The sequence below is a fragment of the Gammaproteobacteria bacterium genome, assembly GCA_013816845.1.
Taxonomy (GTDB): domain Bacteria; phylum Pseudomonadota; class Gammaproteobacteria; order DSM-16500; family DSM-16500; genus Aquicella.
This window is the reverse complement of the sequence record JACDDU010000003.1, coordinates 71,989-88,152: the sequence shown is the minus strand read 5'-3', so window position 1 is coordinate 88,152 and position 16,164 is coordinate 71,989. Positions and strand designations below refer to the sequence as shown.

General features: G+C 40.1%; 14 protein-coding genes. 12 read left to right on the top strand and 2 right to left on the bottom strand.

Annotated elements, in window-relative coordinates; translation table 11 throughout:
- Positions 1–24: 24 nt before the first annotated feature.
- From tadA to H0W64_06215, 8 genes are all read left to right on the top strand, one after another.
- Complete coding sequence (gene tadA / locus H0W64_06250; protein ID MBA3661308.1) at positions 25–1,617, top strand: Flp pilus assembly complex ATPase component TadA; 1,593 nt, start codon at positions 25–27, stop codon at positions 1,615–1,617.
- 8 nt (positions 1,618–1,625) lie between these two features.
- Positions 1,626–2,687: a type II secretion system F family protein gene (locus H0W64_06245; protein ID MBA3661307.1), complete on the top strand. Its 1,062-nt coding sequence runs from the start codon at positions 1,626–1,628 to the stop codon at positions 2,685–2,687.
- Positions 2,688–3,452 (top strand): type II secretion system protein, encoded by a 765-nt coding sequence (locus H0W64_06240; protein MBA3661306.1) that lies wholly within the window; start codon positions 2,688–2,690, stop codon positions 3,450–3,452. It abuts the gene before it with no gap.
- 12 nt (positions 3,453–3,464) lie between these two features.
- Positions 3,465–4,436, top strand: a complete 972-nt coding sequence (locus H0W64_06235) for a prepilin-type N-terminal cleavage/methylation domain-containing protein (protein ID MBA3661305.1) — start codon at positions 3,465–3,467, stop codon at positions 4,434–4,436.
- A gap of 119 nt (positions 4,437–4,555) precedes the next feature.
- The gene (locus tag H0W64_06230) at positions 4,556–5,005 is read left to right on the top strand and encodes a hypothetical protein (GenBank protein MBA3661304.1); all 450 of its coding nucleotides are present in this window, start codon (positions 4,556–4,558) and stop codon (positions 5,003–5,005) included.
- Positions 5,005–6,615 carry a hypothetical protein gene (locus H0W64_06225; protein ID MBA3661303.1) on the top strand — a complete coding sequence of 537 codons (1,611 nt, stop codon included), beginning with the start codon at positions 5,005–5,007 and terminating at the stop codon, positions 6,613–6,615. Before H0W64_06230 ends, H0W64_06225 begins: the two co-directional genes overlap by 1 nt.
- Positions 6,615–7,847, top strand: coding sequence for a hypothetical protein (locus H0W64_06220; GenBank protein ID MBA3661302.1), 1,233 nt, complete (start codon positions 6,615–6,617; stop codon positions 7,845–7,847). Before H0W64_06225 ends, H0W64_06220 begins: the two co-directional genes overlap by 1 nt.
- A 2-nt stretch (positions 7,848–7,849) precedes the next feature.
- The gene (locus H0W64_06215; protein MBA3661301.1) at positions 7,850–8,590 is read left to right on the top strand and encodes a hypothetical protein; all 741 of its coding nucleotides are present in this window, start codon (positions 7,850–7,852) and stop codon (positions 8,588–8,590) included.
- Between the two features lie 52 nt (positions 8,591–8,642).
- Here H0W64_06215 and dapF read toward each other — a convergent pair whose 3' ends face one another.
- Complete coding sequence (gene dapF, locus H0W64_06210) at positions 8,643–9,440, bottom strand: diaminopimelate epimerase (protein MBA3661300.1); 798 nt, start codon at positions 9,438–9,440, stop codon at positions 8,643–8,645.
- A gap of 258 nt (positions 9,441–9,698) precedes the next feature.
- On the opposite strand from dapF, the gene H0W64_06205 reads away from it, so the two are divergent.
- The 4 genes from H0W64_06205 (at position 9,699) to H0W64_06190 (ending at position 12,663) form a co-directional block, all read left to right on the top strand.
- Positions 9,699–9,905 carry a hypothetical protein gene (locus H0W64_06205; protein MBA3661299.1) on the top strand — a complete coding sequence of 69 codons (207 nt, stop codon included), beginning with the start codon at positions 9,699–9,701 and terminating at the stop codon, positions 9,903–9,905.
- Entirely contained in the window at positions 9,902–10,231 is a 330-nt protein-coding gene (locus tag H0W64_06200) for a cell division protein ZapA (GenBank protein ID MBA3661298.1), read from the top strand. The genes H0W64_06205 and H0W64_06200 overlap by 4 nt, the downstream gene beginning before the upstream one ends.
- A gap of 41 nt (positions 10,232–10,272) precedes the next feature.
- Positions 10,273–10,824 carry a 5-formyltetrahydrofolate cyclo-ligase gene (locus H0W64_06195; GenBank protein ID MBA3661297.1) on the top strand — a complete coding sequence of 184 codons (552 nt, stop codon included), beginning with the start codon at positions 10,273–10,275 and terminating at the stop codon, positions 10,822–10,824.
- Between the two features lie 111 nt (positions 10,825–10,935).
- The gene (locus H0W64_06190) at positions 10,936–12,663 is read left to right on the top strand and encodes a hypothetical protein (GenBank protein MBA3661296.1); all 1,728 of its coding nucleotides are present in this window, start codon (positions 10,936–10,938) and stop codon (positions 12,661–12,663) included.
- A 76-nt stretch (positions 12,664–12,739) separates the two neighbouring features.
- On the opposite strand, the gene H0W64_06185 is transcribed toward H0W64_06190, so the two are convergent.
- Positions 12,740–16,138 (bottom strand): NAD-glutamate dehydrogenase, encoded by a 3,399-nt coding sequence (locus tag H0W64_06185; protein ID MBA3661295.1) that lies wholly within the window; start codon positions 16,136–16,138, stop codon positions 12,740–12,742.
- Positions 16,139–16,164: the final 26 nt, after the last annotated feature.

Here is a 16,164-nt window from a genome sequence, read left to right as displayed (position 1 = left end):
GCGTGTGCTGGGGAGTTAAAATCTATGGCTGAGGTGACTGTTACACCAGGCGGGGGCCAAAAGGAACAACCCATTCTGGAACAGTACGCTGCTGCGACTAAAACGAAAGTCATTAGTAGTCCATCGGATTTAGATACTAAAGATAAAGTGATGGATGAAATGCTGGCTTGGTGTAAAGAACAAGCTAATATTGTCGTTTTAAAAAGTGCCATCATTCTTTCCGCAGACCCGACTTCACGCACGGTTCAAAATTGTAAATCCTTAATGTTGACTAAAGGCATCCATCCGGGGCAAGTCTATGCAGCGACCCGTGCCTTGCTGAGTTTGCTACTTGCAAGTGGTGAAGAAGAAGATAGTGTGCGCAGGTTGAAAGGTGAGACCACAGTCTCTTTTAGTGATCAACAACGTCATTTGCGCGATCTAGTCTATGAAGCAGTTATTCAACATGTGAGTGATATTCATATTCAAGTTCGACAAACTTACACCAAAATTCGAATGCGCCAACATGGTGAGTTACGTATATATGCGGAATGGTCTGAGAAATTAGGGCGAGAAATTGCTTCCGTTGCTTTCAACAAAGAAACCGATCATGCCACTTCCCATTTCAATCCCCTGGTGCCGCAAGATGCTTCTATGCCATTAAAAATTAATGGTCAAGATATCCGACTTCGTTTAGCCAGTGTTCCTGCCCATGGCGGTTTTGATATGGTCATGCGTATTCTTGCGACGGGGGAAGAGCGTGGCAAGTCTTTAGAAGAATTAGGTTATACCCAAGATCAAATTAACATCATCAAAATGGCAATGAAGTTACCTTTCGGCGCTATTATCGTTGCAGGTCCTACAGGGTCTGGTAAAACAACGACCCTTGCAACTTGCATGGAAATGGTCGATCCAAGTCAAAAGCTTTACTCCATTGAAGATCCCGTCGAAAAAGTTGTTGAGCCTGCGACTCAAGTTCCTGTCAATACAGAAAAAGAAGATCGCAGCTTTGCAAGCATGGGACGGGCTGCCTTACGTATGGATCCTGACGTCATTATTTTGGGAGAAATGCGCGATGAAGATACGGCACATGTCATGGTTCGCGCGTCAATTACCGGCCATTTAGTTTTGACGACCGTCCACACGAATCGAGCAACAGCAATTGTGACGCGTTTAGTTGATATGGGTATTTCACCCGTTCTATTAAGCGATAGTAGTGTTTTACGTTGCTTGATGTGTCAACGCTTGGTTGCTAAAGTTTGCCAGGGTTGCGCAATACCCTTACGATCTTCTCCTAAACATCAACCTTATCTTGCTAATTGGGAAGCGGTATTGGGTGCTGAAATTCTTGACCGCGCCAAAGCTCGCGGTAATGGTTGCGCTGCTTGCAATCGCTCTGGTGTTGGCGGACGCTTAGTCGTTGCCGAAGTCATTTGGGTTGATGAAGAAGGTCGCCAATTTATTCAGAAGTGCGATACGCTAAACTGGGAAAAATATTTAAAGGCAAATGGCTGGATGGACTTTCGGGATCGTGCAATTGATTTAATTCAACAAGGACTTTGTGACCCTTTTGATGCTGAAAAAGTCGTTGGTCCTATTAATCCTGCGACCCAAGCTAAAACCTATCGTTATCAATAGGAGCAGGAATGGAACTATCATTTGACGAATTACGCAATATATCCGAGCGAATCACCCTAGGCATTCGTCGTTTTCAATTTGGTACTAAATATCAATTAGCTTTTTTAGAAGATCTCTATTTGCTAATTAATGATGGAATTCCTGCAAACCGCGCTGTTGAAATGATGGGACAAGTAACAACTGGCTTAACCCGCGAAGTTTCAATTTCAATCTCACAAAAAATTGCTGAAGGCCAACCCTTAGCGGAAGGGATGCGTGAGTGGTTTTCCATGAACGTCGTTGAAATTATTCGGGTGGGTGAAGCAGGTGGTGCATTGGCGCAAACAATGCGATCGGCTATCAATATGCTTTCACAGCGAGGTGTTGCCTTAAGCTCATTTGTCGGCGCACTCACCTATCCCATTATTGTCATTTGTATTGCGTGCGGCGTTATTGTTTATTTAGATAAACAAGTGTTCACACAATTTCGATTAATTAAACCGTATGATCAATGGCCCAGTTCAGGTCAACACTTAATCCAGCTTGCGACCTTCATTGAGAATTGGTGGTGGGTGACGCTGATTGTTATTGTTGTTGTCATTTTACTGTTTCGTCGACTCATGACCAATTATGTGGGCGAGTTTCGGCCTTTTTTAGATCGCTTCCCTCCTTTTTCTTTTTATCGAAAGTTAGTCTCTGCACGATTATTAGAGACATTGGGTTTATTGGTAGCTAATGGTGTTGTTTTTAAATCCGCTATTAAAGTTATGCAGTACCAAGCCAACCCTTACACTCATTCCCATCTTGTTATGATGGAACATTTGTTAAGTATGGGTAAAACTAATATCGCCGAAGTCTTAGCCACGGGATTAATCAGTGATGCAGATCTCATGCGCTTGCGAGTTATGGCGGAGGTAAAAGGCTTTGAGCATGGTCTGGTACGGATGGGGGTCAGAGGGACTGAACAAGCAACCACAACACTAAAATTAATTTCAAGAATTTTAGGCGGCACTTTTTTAGTGATCGGGGGCGGATTGATTATTATGATTGTTCAAGGCATTTACTTAACTGGCATGGCAATGGGTACCTAAGTGCAACGTTATTCTTACAAGCCCCAGTTAGGGATCACACTTCTCGAAATTCTATTAGTTATGGTGATTGGGGCATCCATTATTGTGCTAAGTCTTCAGCAATATCTATCTTATCGACGAGATGCAGATGTTTTCCAATTGCAAGCTAATGTAGATTTGCTTTTTCAAACCTTAGAAAAATATTTTAGAGCTAATTGCGCTACAGCTAACTTCAATGTTAAAAATCCGTTGGTCTATGTGCCTGTTACCCTTGAATCTTTAATGAATGAAGGATATCTCACTTTATCCAATAATCGAATGCAAGTGAACCCCTTGATTGACAGTGAAAGCACGGGGCAAGGTTATATTCTGCAATTTAATCAGATTAACGATACGTTGGGAAATTTACCCGTAAGAACACAGCCTAATGGTGATGCTAAATCCCTTGGTTCAATTACAATTTGGCAAGCTCAAGTCGCGGTAAAGTTAAATAACAGTCAGCTTATTCCTCAATATAAGAATATCTTGGGAGCGGACTGTACCTCTAACTTTGTGAGCGGTTGGGGATATGTACTTCCTTGCACGGAAGTCGCAGCGGGTTCCACAAGTGGTGATTATATTGTTTTCACAAAATTGCCTTCTTATCCAAGCTCCCGAGCCAATAATAATTATTGGGCGACGACACCCACGGTTAAACAATTTAGACAAATGTATACCACTGATCCCATACTGAACTTGCTGAGTGGTTATCAGAGTGGAACACAGTATTATACATGTGGCAGTTAAAATGAGGCGGGTATGAAAAAACACCAAACTGGTTTTACTTTGATTGAATTATTGCTGGTGATGGTGATCATCAGCATTATTATTTTTGCAAGCATTAGCTACGTACAGCAACAAGCAGAATCGACACGAATTGCAAGAGCCAGTGCGCAAATGCAACAAATTTTGAATGCGGGACTTTCTTACTATGTGGACAATGGAAAATGGCCAGCTACGATTGATACAGACTTAAAAGGTAAATATTTACCTTCTACAACACTTAACAATCCTTGGGGACAGATCTACCAAATTTATAGTTATCCTACGACCAACGCCTCTAATCCCCGTTTGTTATATGTGTATACGACCATTCCTGTTGCAAATTCAACGTCAGCCTCAGCTGCAGCTGCTGCAAAAGCCATTGCAGGATTACTTCCTTTTGGCTATGTCACCGCATCGACTGCAACGCCTCCCGCTGTGGGAACGTGTACCACGGGTAATTGTAAGGTTGTCGCTTCGGTGAATATTCCAGGACAAAATTTAAATAATGCGACAGCTATTAACTTTGCCGGCGTCTACCATCCTGGCGCTTGCGTACCCGTACCCAGTTGCCCGGTTGATAATAATGGGACGCAGATGACCCCTAGGATTATTGTGGTTCCCATTCAAATAAGCGGTGTTTATGAGAATGATGTTTTAGATGTCTTTCCCATTAGTAGTTTCACCGCTTATGCAACGTCAAATCGTGGTGCATTATCGCCTACGAACAAAACGCCGCCTAAATGTGAAGGTTCAACAGTTACGCCTGTTTGTACAACAAATGCGGTTAATGATGCGAGTGCAACAGCTTACTGGCGGGTGTGTTTACATGTGGTTACAGAGCCAGGCCCGTTGAACTGGCCAGGAAGAACTGATGCGTGGGGTAGATATTCTTCATTGATGGCTGTGACACGTTGTGCAATAAATAATGAACCGTCAGGTTCGAATTTTCAAGTCTATGGCAATTAACAATTCCTTAGGATTTTGATAAAAATCTTTTATACTCTAAAAGCTCATGCTTGCTAACACCTAATTTTACAGATATCTTGGGGCATTAGGATCATGGAAATGAAGGTAGATGCCATACCATGCAGAGATTTGTAAGCGTTGTCGTAACTGTCATTTGTTCCTTTCCGTTAGTGGCGTTAGCAGGTTGGCAAGTTGCAAAACCCGATTCGGCAATTCCACGCGAACCCTTTTTTCAAACGGGTGTACAGCCTAAAACGGCTTTTATCCCTGTAGCTTATAGTAGTACCAAATTTCCCAATCAATATGCAAAATTAGGGCAACCTGCAGCTGTTTATGCAGTCAGTATTAGTGGTTCGTTAAAGGAAAATTTAGAGCGAATCATGGGTCGCTATCATTGGCGAGTTATTTGGAAAGCACCTTTTGATTATAATTTTGATGGACGCGTTACGGGTGCTAGCTTACCTAACGTTGTTGAAAAACTTTTGGAACCTTTCCCGTTACAAGCAATCATGTACATGTCAAATCGCACTGTAACCGTTGTCCCAAGAGCAAAATTAGGAACGAAGTAATGTTGAAAAAATGGTTTCTCTTGCTTTTAAGCATGTCGATTGCATTAACGGCCTGCAACTCTCCACTTTATAATCAAACGGAAGGCAATATTGCGAATGTAAAACTTAAAACGCAAGCCGCGCGTAAAATTTCAGACGCTTCAGGGAAGGAGAGCCCCTCGTTATTGGTTAACAAAGGACTCTATGTTGATACCACGCCAATCAGCTTGTCGCATGATCCTGCGTGGATGAAAGCGCCGATCATTATTCGGGGTGATCAATTACCTTTTTCTTACTATAGCCGTACTATTGCCTTGGGTGCAGGAACCAGCATTTTAACTAAATATCAAAATGGTCTAGATCCAGCCTTAGGCGTCACGATGAATTATTCAGGGACGGTTAAAGGTGCGTTAGATTTATTAGCTGTAAAAACCGGCTATGTTTATACCATCCAAAAGAATAAAATTTATTGGCAACAATTCGTAACCCGTACGTTTGACATCGCTTTCATGCCGGGCTCGTCGGATTACTTGTTAGGAAATACCGGAAGTGCAGCGGGTGCCAATACTTCTCAGCCTGGCGCTGCGGGCGCTCAAGTTTCAAACTATGTCAGCTCAGATTCATCTGATTCTGAATATAGTAATTTAAAGGGGACCCTTTCTGTTTGGAAAGATTTGGACGTCACCATACGAGAACTTTTATCCCCTGAAGGGCGGGTAATGGTTTCAGAATCGACGAGTTCTGTGACGGTTCGAGACCGGCCGACCAACTTAGAACTCGTTAGTCGATTTATTAGCAACTTTAATCATAATCTTTCAAAACAAGTCTTAGTTAAAGTTCAAGTCTTAGATGTTCGATTAGAAAATGATTGGGACTTTGGTATTGATTGGCAGTTAATTGTGAGTGCATTTCATAATTCGCCTTTTGTGGTTAATGCAAATTATGGGACACCCGTTGCCATCCGAGCGCTATCAGATCAACGACAAATCGCAAATTCAACCATCCCTATTTCTGTACCCCAATTTGGTACCCAAGTTGATCCCTCAAAAGTGGGTCAAGTCCCTTCCTATACCATCTTGCTTAATGCCTTGAATCAGCAAGGCAAAGCATCCATTGTCACAGAGCCCCGGGTTGTATGTTTGAATAACCAAGTGTCAGTTGTGCGTATTGTTCAACAAAATGGTTATGTTGCGAGTATCCAAAATACTTCGCTTGCGGGTACGGGTAGTAGTACGGGCGGTACAACCAATGTAGGCACGGTAACATCTCAAGTTACACCGGGTACCGTGATTACCGGCTTAACGCTTTATATTTTACCCAAAATTCTTCATGACAAAATTTATCTGCAAGTTAATGCAGATCTTTCTACCAATGATGGCTTTACAACTTCAGGCACGGGTAATTCGCAAATACAGTTACCTAATATTACCGAAAAACATTTTAATCAAAAGAGTGTTATTCGATCCGGTGACACACTCATTTTGGCGGGCTTTAGGCAATTAACCAACCGGGCTGGTGCGAACCAATTTATTACCTCACAAGCATTAGGTGGAAAAGCTGCCCAGCAAGTTAATACGGAAACCATCGTATTGATCACCCCTATCGTACTTAGTGGTGGAAGCGCTGCATAATGCCCTACATCACACGGGAAGATGGCGAACATTTTGTTATACCGTCTTATCGTGATGTTTTAGCTGCGCGTAACAAAACACAGCTTAAAAAAGATATTCTTTTATTAAGCCAAAATTACGGCGAATACATTACCCTCCAACGTAAAGCTACGAATCAATACGAAGTTGCTTTTTCTCCCGACCGTGGCTATTTACTCGGCGAAACGATATGGCATTATTTTAAACGTCCTGCTGATATGATTTATTGCGAGGCGATACCAGGGACGACTGAAGCCTTATTAGTTATTGTAAAAAATAGCAGTGTTTATTTAGACGGTAGTTTTCCTCTCGAAAGTATTTCTGAAGAATTAATCATTTTTTTAACCCAAAAAAATGATTTTGAAATTTACATCTTTGGTGATGTACCGATCACTGATACGCCAGAAGAAGGTAAATTTAGTTTCGAAACAAGTTCGGTTAAATCCTTTACACGCTTAGATGAGCCTATTTTTTCTAAGTTACCCTTGTTAAAAATGTACCAGCTCCAATTGGTAGACCAAGTTCTCAAAGCGCAAGGCATCGGCGTTTTTCCGTATCGTAAATTTTTTGGGGTGATGGGTATACTTGCATTGCTTTGGTTTGCTTACTCTTATCTTCTGGAAAGGCAACCCGAAATCATCCAACAAATGACTACCACCAATCCTTATCTGAACTTCAATAGTGACTTACGCACCCCTGCACCGAAAGATGCAATGGTGCATATGATGGAAAGTTTAAATTTGATGTTTACGCTGCCAGGATGGAAACCCAACACTATTGATTACACCCCGGGCGCATTTACTGCAGCGGTAACGACGCGAGGCGGAAAGATTGAAACGTTATTTAAGTGGGCTGCAGTCAATAATGCAACCATTGATTTGCGACCGGAGGGTGTTTACGTCATTCTGAATGAAAAACTAACGAATCGCTCGATTCCCCATACCATTTATCCCCTTAAACAAGTGATGGGACATTTTGTTGATAATCTCGCAACTGTTTATCCAGGCAATCACATTAAAATAAATGAAGTTGTGAATCGCGGTGCTTATACTACAATGTTACTTGAAATAACTTTGGAAGAAATTTCCCCCATCGTTTTGGATTTAATTGGCGATCAGTTCAAAGATTTACCTTTTGTCTTAAAAAGTGTAGCTTTAACTATTAATGATGGATCAATCACGGGCTTAATATCACTGGAAGCACTGGGTAATTAACCATGACAGCAAATCGAAAACAATTACTTTCTTCGATGTCCACACGGCAAAAAGTTACTGTGGTGGTTTTTATATTGGTTTTACTGTTTTTGCTGTGGCAAATTTATGCCTTGCTTGCAACACCTTCCTCACCAAGCACCCCAGTCAATAAAGTACCTGCTGTCGTCATGCCAACTTTGCAAAATAGTGCACCTCAATCTGCACCCCTGCCGAGACCTTCTGTTTTAACGCCCCAAGAAGCAGCTATCCAGCAGATGCAGCAAGAAACAGAATCTAAATACTTAACCGCTTTGAATGAATTACAAATGCTACGTATCGTGCGTGATATTGCTGAAACGAATAAAGCAATCATGTCAGCTAAATTAGACACGCTTACGGCTGAGAAGAGTATTGTTGATTTATTAAAACCACCGCCGGTCGTGACACCGGGAGCGTATGCGCAAACACTCATTACGCCAACGGGTGGGGTAAATTCCACCACCGCAACGACTACGCCACCCCTCAATATTGCACCGCCACCACCCACGCTCCAAGCTAATGAACTTCCGTATACAGTCATTTCAGTTTCTCAATTACAGTATCGATGGGGTGCAGTGCTAGGGTTGCAGGGCAATTTGTATAGTGTACAGGTGGGAGATGTGCTTCCCATGGATCAATCCCGGGTTGTTTCAATTGATAAAGGTGGTGTTATCCTCGAGAAAGGTGCGCTTAGACGTCGCATTTCTTTAGTACCGATTATTTGAAATAAACTTGAAGTTGGTTAAGAAGGTTTTTGCTAACCTTGCACCTTGGCCTTTAAACCGAAATTTCTCCATTATAAACTTGGCTTGCCGGACCAATTAAAGCCATTGGTGCTTGTTGATCAGGCCACTCTATACATAACATGCCTTTTTGAAATTCGACATGAACGGGTGTTGTTAACCAGCCATTACTAATACCAGCAGCAACGGCAGCGCAGGCATTACTGCCACAAGCCAGCGTTTCACCCACGCCACGTTCGATCGTCTGCAGTCGAATGTGATGCGCGTTTTGCACTTCCATAAAACCAATGTTAATTCCTTCAACGTGTCGATTTGCAATGGATTGCGCAAAGCGCAGTGTATTTTTATGATTGAGTGTATCAACCTTAACAATCGCGTGTTGATTACCCGTTGAAATCAAACTGAGTGGAAACGGTTGGCCCGTTGTCAGTTTATATTGGGTTAATTGAACTTTGACTTCAGGAATACCAATTTCAATGCGGATTTGGTCATAGCTATCGATGAGAATGGGAAAAAGACCCGCTTTGGTTTTGATCGAAAAAGACTTGGTATCCGTTAATTTATTTTCATGAATAAATCGCGCTACACAACGTAATCCATTACCACATTGTAAAGCTTCACTGCCGTCACTGTTAAAAATACGACATTCAAATTCTAAGGCATCATGTTTGATGAAAATCAAAGCTTGGTCAAAGCCAACGCCCGTATGACGATCGGCCAACGCTTTGATATCGAAGGGTGTTTCACGATGATGAAAAAGATCATGATCATGAATGATCATAAAATCATTACCCAGGCCATGCATTTTGGTGAAGCGTACCACTCTATTCATTGGATGGTCCTTCGGCTAATCTGGATTGGGATAAGTGTCAGCTACGGTGAGCGTTTCCGTTTTTTGATCAACCAAATAAAGTTTCCCAGATTGACCACAGGCTAATAATGTACTCAATAGAAATAATAAAATAATGAATCTTAACATGATGTTTAATTTGCTCGCAGTGCGCAGTTTCTATATATTTATCGTTTAGTATATGATACATGCAGGAAGTACACGATTTAAAGTCTTAAAATTAAGCAAGGTTCACTAATCATGGAAGACTTATTACAACGTCTCGAGAAACACATTAAAAACTTGCTAGATCAGCACAATCAATTGAAGCAATCTAATGTGCAACTCAATCAAGGTAAATTTCTTCTGACACGCGAAAAGGAATTGCTAGTGGATAAGCAGAAAAAAGCTTTCGTCCAAATCGAAGCATTGGTTTCTAAGCTAAAAGCTCTTGGGAAAATGCCATGACCGAACAAACCGTCACAACAACTATCGAAATTCTAGGTAAGCTCTATCCAGTCAAATGCGTTGAAGGCGAAGTTAAATCATTGCAGCTTGCAGCTGAGTATTTAAATGAGAAAATGTCAGAAGTTCGTGATTCTGGAAAAGCGATCAATTTAGAAAGAATTGCTATCATCACAGCGCTCAATGTCGCCCATCAATTTTTAATGATGCATGAGCAAAAGAATGCATTGATGGATAAAATTAACAATAAAATCACACAGCTTCAAGATAAAATCGATACAGCTTTTGATCCCACACAGCAAACAGAATTTATTTATAGCAGTGAATAATTTTTCGCCTTATGCTGAATTCTAAACTGAGTTTGCGCAAAGTGTTTAGAGAAACATGTGCTCAAATTCCAAAAAAATATCGGGAAGAGGCGGGAATTGCTGCGGCGAAATTATTTAAGCAATCTGTGTGGTTTAACAACCATGATCACTTTGCCTGCTACTTACCAACCCAGCATGAGTTTGACGCATTTCCTATCATCGAAGCAATTTGGCAAGCCAAAAAATCATGCTACATCCCCGCCTTAATCCCTAACACTAAAACACTTCAATTCTTACCTTTCGCTTACGGGGATCCGCTTCATTACAACCGTTATCATATTTTAGAACCGATAAACATCGAAAATCCTATATCTCCCAATGATTTACAAGTTGTAATCGCTCCGCTCATCGCCTTTGACTTACAGGGACATCGATTAGGGACGGGCGGTGGATATTATGATCGAACGTTCGCTAATCTAAATATCGTGCCTCCTATCCTGTTAGGCTTAGGTTTTGCAGCACAAGGTGTATCTGAAACGCTTCCTTTTGACCCTTGGGACATTGTTTTACAAGGCATTATTACTGAACAGAAGATCATTGATTGCAAAATGTGAGCAAATTAGTATAAAATTTGATCTATTTCTGGCTATTATATTAACAATGCAGGTAACTTAATGTTTCGAAACACAGCCTTGGTGCGAAAACCGAGTAATTCAAGGAGCAATTTGCTTCAAAAAGAAGTCTTATCAAGATCCAGAGGTTTAATAAAGCCAATCCTCCCTGTTCGTTGGTATTCGACACAATCCAAGGCAGCTTTTTTCGATTTTAAACAATTTAATTTAAAGAATTTTACTGGCTTCGCAGCTAATCCAAGGGCAGAAACGCAACTCACCCCAAATGAAAAAAATACATTCCCCGAGCCTGATTTTGATTCTCTCATGCAATTTATTAGTAAAAATCAAACGATCAAAAATTTCCTTTTGGGGCTGTCGATTAATGATCAAATGATTCAAACATTAATGAAAGCAATTCAACAAGGGGATGAAACTGCATCTATTTTTACTCATCCAACGTGTCATTTATATTTACTTTATCTTATTAAAAATAAAACAATTCCGTTTTGGCAAGGTATGTCTGTTTATCATTTTGTAACTGCTAAACAACACTATCAAGATGCAATGCAAGTTGAAAAAATAGTAGCTTTAAACAGCAAGACTCATACCCTGCAACTGACCGGTGTCGGTGAAGACTATGTGCATCAGGTGGGTGAAAATTTTAAAGAATTGAAATTACCCTTTCATCAGCAAACTTTTATTAATTTCATTTTATCATTGCCCGCCAGTGAACAATGGTTATTAAATATTCCAAATCATCCGAATAATAAGAACTATCGCTTTGTAGGCGCGCTATGCGTCAATATTCCATTTATCATTACGACGAAGCCCCAGTCTTTTTGCGAAAATGAAACTGATTTAAAAAATATAAACTTTAATTTTTATACACCCTCTACTTCAATTATTAATTTTTTATTAAAACAAATTTCTCCTGCTCCTTTACATATGTATCCGACTTTTGGTTCGGTTAATGAAAAGACATTGCTCAAGCTCCATGCTGATAACAAACATCCTGTTGCTTTACATTCAAACTTAGTCAAGTCAGGTTTAACCAAAGCGCATGGTAGCGTATGTCCAGAATTTATTTTAAGCGTACACGATTGGGGTCACGCTTTTTGGGGAACCTATCTTGGGAAAGCAGGACGTGATTTTGTTTTTAAAGAATTCATACCGGCTTTACAATCCTTGCAACTAGAAGCAAAAGCAGTTGGTGATTACGATGTATTGCGGATGCTTGAGGAAATTATTACAAAAGTACATGACTTTGATTTGACGCCCATTAAAAAATTTTACTATGCGAAAGATCGTTTAGAAACTTATTTAAATCATTGCCTCACTGACGACCAACAATTATTTTTTCCTAACGTCTTAAGAGTCGATGACAAAATTGGTCGTACTGCAGAAGATCGTTTGTATTATCTTTTATTTAAAAAATATTATGAACAAATTGCTCAACCGCATACAGATAAAGAACGCTGGAATAAAATTATGTCTTTTAATGATGGTCCTCATTTCAAGGATCAAGCCATCATCAATGCTTTAATTATGCTTGCTTATACGAGCAGTAAAACAGGTGTTGCGATCAATCAAGATGTTAAACAAGATCCTAAAATTGATTGGATCCAATGGCTTGGTCTTTTAAACACGACCAAAGATGGAAATAAGATTTGGAATTTTGCTTTGCGTTATCGAAAAGAAGAATTACTGCACTTAATTAGTTTTTACGGCGTTGAGTTTTTTCCGCCTTATTTGCCTTTAACAGAAGAAAAACATCAAGCATTAAAAACTTTGGTTCAAGATAAATGGATGCAGGAAAAAAGACCCGGAGCCCGGATCTAGAAATTTTTTTCTCGACCATGCGCGTTAATGTCTCGGTTGCAGAGGTGCTCGCTCATCTCGCATACTGACTCGTTCTTTACACGTTCAAACTAAGCATTTCCGGCGTTTTTAATTTTAATTCATGACTAGCAAGGATGAGGGCGATGAGTTCACGCATTGCGATAAAAAACATGGTGTAATCCACATCGGATTGGCTATGTAACATATTTAGTAAGCGGTCCCATTTTTTTAAAGCATTGCTATTTTCACGCGTCCAATCGGTGATTAAAGTTTTGGGCGTAAGGTTTTTTTTGTCATGGTGCATAATAGCGATGGTTAAAGCCCTTTGGGCAACATCTAATTCATCACGTAAAGTTAAACGTGCTAAGGCATTCCAATGACCGACGCGTGCATCATTGGCAATTTGGTCGCGAAACCATAAGAGATTAACGCGTTCACCTGCAGCAAAATAAACTTGCGCTGTTTTGATCAGATTAAATTTATAGCGTGTTGCAACATCAATGATGTTGAGTGAAGTATAAATAGCGCGATAGGTGGCAATTTTTTTTGCGGTGCCTTCAAGCAGGCCGGCTGCCATGAAACGGGTGGTTAAGGTCTCAAGATAGTCTTTCGTAACACCGGACATGAGACTTGGTGTTAAATCTTTCAGCGTACTAATATGCGTTGCATAGTGATCGATAATGGATTGTAAGTTACCGCGCATGTGGTTGCCTTGCAAAAACCACCGGGTGGAGAGATTAATTAAATGACGGATGTTATAAAGCATTTCGTATTGCTCACTCATTTGAATTTTGAAATCTAATCCCTCAATGAGCATACGGATATCTTTGGTACCAAACACATTAGCTGCAACGGCGTGGGCTCGAATAATTTCAGGAATGGAAGCCCCTGTTTCAATTTGCATGCGATAAACAAAAGTGATTCCCATACCATTAACCACTTGATTACTTAGTTGCGTTGCAATAATGTTGCGCGCGAGACGGTGATCTTGCATCGCGGCATGATATTTTTTACGAATAGAAAAGGGAAAGGCACTCGTAATATTTTTTCTTAAATAGGGGTCTTCTGGCAAATTGGAATTGAGTAACGCTTGTTTGATATGAATTTTAGTATACGCAAGTAAGATGGCAAGTTCTGGGCGGGTCAAGCCAATATCTGCCGCTTTTCTTTCACTCAAATCTTTTTCACTGGGCAAAAATTCAATTTCACGATTAAGAATGCCTAAGGTTTCTAATTCTTTTATATAATTAATATGTAAGCCCATGTTTTGTTTCGCATGAAAGGCGGAAAAACTCATGACTAAGGCTTGGGCATAATTATCAAATAAGACAAGGTCCGCAACTTCATCAGTAACAGACATTAATAATTCATCACGTTTCTTTTCGCTTAACTTTTTCTTTTGAATTTCTTGGTTTAACAAAATTTTTAAATTAACTTCATGATCTGAACAATCGACACCACCAGAATTATCAATAAAGTCGGTAAAGATTAATCCCCCGGCTAAAGCATATTCAACACGGCCTAATTGGGTAAACCCTAAATTGCCCCCTTCGCCTACAACACGGCAACGTAATTCATTGCCATTAATACGACAATAATCATTAGTTCTATCACCCACTTCAGCTTGGGTCTCAGTACTTGCTTTAACGTAGGTACCAATCCCGCCATTATAAAGTAAATCGACAGGAGCTTTTAAAATCGCGCGAATCAAATCAGTTGGGGCAAGTGAGTTTTCTTGTATATCAAGAACACGTTTAATTTGGGGAGTTAGCGTGATGGATTTAACAGTGCGCTTAAAAACTCCACCACCTTTTGAAATTAGTTTTGGATTGTAATCTTCCCAAGAAGAAATGGGCAAATTAAAAAGACGCTCGCGTTCGCGATATGAAATATCGGGATCAGGTTGGGGATCGATAAAAATATTGCGATGATCAAAGGCTGCGATCAGTTTTATTTTTTTTGAATACAACATGCCATTGCCAAATACATCACCGCTCATGTCACCAATGCCAACAATAGAAATGACTTCTTGATAAGTATTAATACCTAACTCACGAAAATGACGTTTAATGGATTCCCAAGCACCTCTTGCTGTAATACCCATTTTTTTATGGTCGTACCCTGTTCTGCCGCCAGATGCGAAAGCATCGCCTAACCAAAAATGATAACTTTCGGCAATTTCATTGGCTAAATCCGAAAAAGAAGCTGTCCCTTTATCAGCGGCAACAACAAGGTAGGGATCGAAATCATCGTAACAAACGACTTGTTTAGGATGGATATTTTTCTCTCCGACAATATTATCGGTGATGTCTAGTAGACCAGAAATAAATGCTTTATAAGCAGCTATCACTGCCAACTGTTGCTCTTCGCGATGGGGGAAGGTTTGTTTTAAAACAAAGCCGCCTTTTGCACCCGACGGTACAATCACAGCATTTTTTACGACTTGGGCTTTCATTAATCCCAAAATTTCCGTACGGAAATCTTCAACGCGGTCTGACCAACGAATACCGCCCCGCGCAACTTTCGTATAACGTAAATGGATGGCTTCAAAACGTGGCGAATAGACAAAAATGCCATATAAAGGTAACGGTTGAGGAAGTTCAGGTATTTTTCGTGAGTCCAATTTAAAAGAAAAATAATCTTTCGGTTGTTTATCTGCAGTTAATTGAAAGTAATTACATCGGAGTGTAGCTTTTAAAACGTCAAGTAAACGACGAATAATACGATCTTCATCTAAACTACGAACGTTCTCTAAGCTTTGTAAAATACGTTGTTCAATTTTTTCAACTTCAAATTCCCTTTTGGATTTCTTATCCGGATTATGAGCGGTTAGAAAATAGAGGACTAAATTACGTGCAATACTAGCATTATCAACTAATGCTTTTTCAATGTAAGACTGGCTAAATCTGAATAACACTTGCCGTAAGTATTTAGCATATGCGCGTAAAATCATTATTTCGCGCCAAGTAAGCGCAGCACCTAAAATTAATTTATTAAAGCCATCGTTTTCTGCCGCACCAAAATAAATTTTGATGAAGGCTTCTTGAAATAACGAACGAATTTCTTCAATTGCTATAGGTCGTTTGTACGTGACAGCAAAGTCACTAATCCAAATCGTTTGCCCGGTTCCAAAAACAATTGAATCAGGACGCTCATTATCCGTTCGTAAATCTAAATTTTCAAAAATAGGTAAGATATCAGAAAGTGGAATCGGTTTTTGCCATTGGAATAAACGTAAATGAAGCGGATATTCTGCCTTAGGGTCTGCAGAATAATAAAAGTTAATTGCGATTGGATTTTCATCGGATAACTTTTCTAAATAATCAATATCATCCACTGCCATGGAGGCAGGATAATCAACACTATAGCTTGCAGAAAATTTACTACCATATTTTTTAGATAAACTATTGGCGCGTTTGAGAGCATATCGATGATGCAATAATGCTTCGAATTGTTTTTTCCATGAAGTTGACATCGAACCATCCCTTTAGGGCGTTAGAA

Coding starts and splice junctions, on each gene's coding strand:
- tadA (MBA3661308.1), top strand. CDS start 25: ATGGCTGAGGTGACTGTTACACCAGGCGGGGGCCAAAAGGAACAACCC.
- H0W64_06245 (MBA3661307.1), top strand. CDS start 1,626: ATGGAACTATCATTTGACGAATTACGCAATATATCCGAGCGAATCACC.
- H0W64_06235 (MBA3661305.1), top strand. CDS start 3,465: ATGAAAAAACACCAAACTGGTTTTACTTTGATTGAATTATTGCTGGTG.
- H0W64_06230 (MBA3661304.1), top strand. CDS start 4,556: ATGCAGAGATTTGTAAGCGTTGTCGTAACTGTCATTTGTTCCTTTCCG.
- H0W64_06225 (MBA3661303.1), top strand. CDS start 5,005: ATGTTGAAAAAATGGTTTCTCTTGCTTTTAAGCATGTCGATTGCATTA.
- H0W64_06220 (MBA3661302.1), top strand. CDS start 6,615: ATGCCCTACATCACACGGGAAGATGGCGAACATTTTGTTATACCGTCT.
- H0W64_06215 (MBA3661301.1), top strand. CDS start 7,850: ATGACAGCAAATCGAAAACAATTACTTTCTTCGATGTCCACACGGCAA.
- dapF (MBA3661300.1), bottom strand. CDS start 9,440: ATGAATAGAGTGGTACGCTTCACCAAAATGCATGGCCTGGGTAATGAT.
- H0W64_06205 (MBA3661299.1), top strand. CDS start 9,699: ATGGAAGACTTATTACAACGTCTCGAGAAACACATTAAAAACTTGCTA.
- H0W64_06200 (MBA3661298.1), top strand. CDS start 9,902: ATGACCGAACAAACCGTCACAACAACTATCGAAATTCTAGGTAAGCTC.
- H0W64_06185 (MBA3661295.1), bottom strand. CDS start 16,138: ATGTCAACTTCATGGAAAAAACAATTCGAAGCATTATTGCATCATCGA.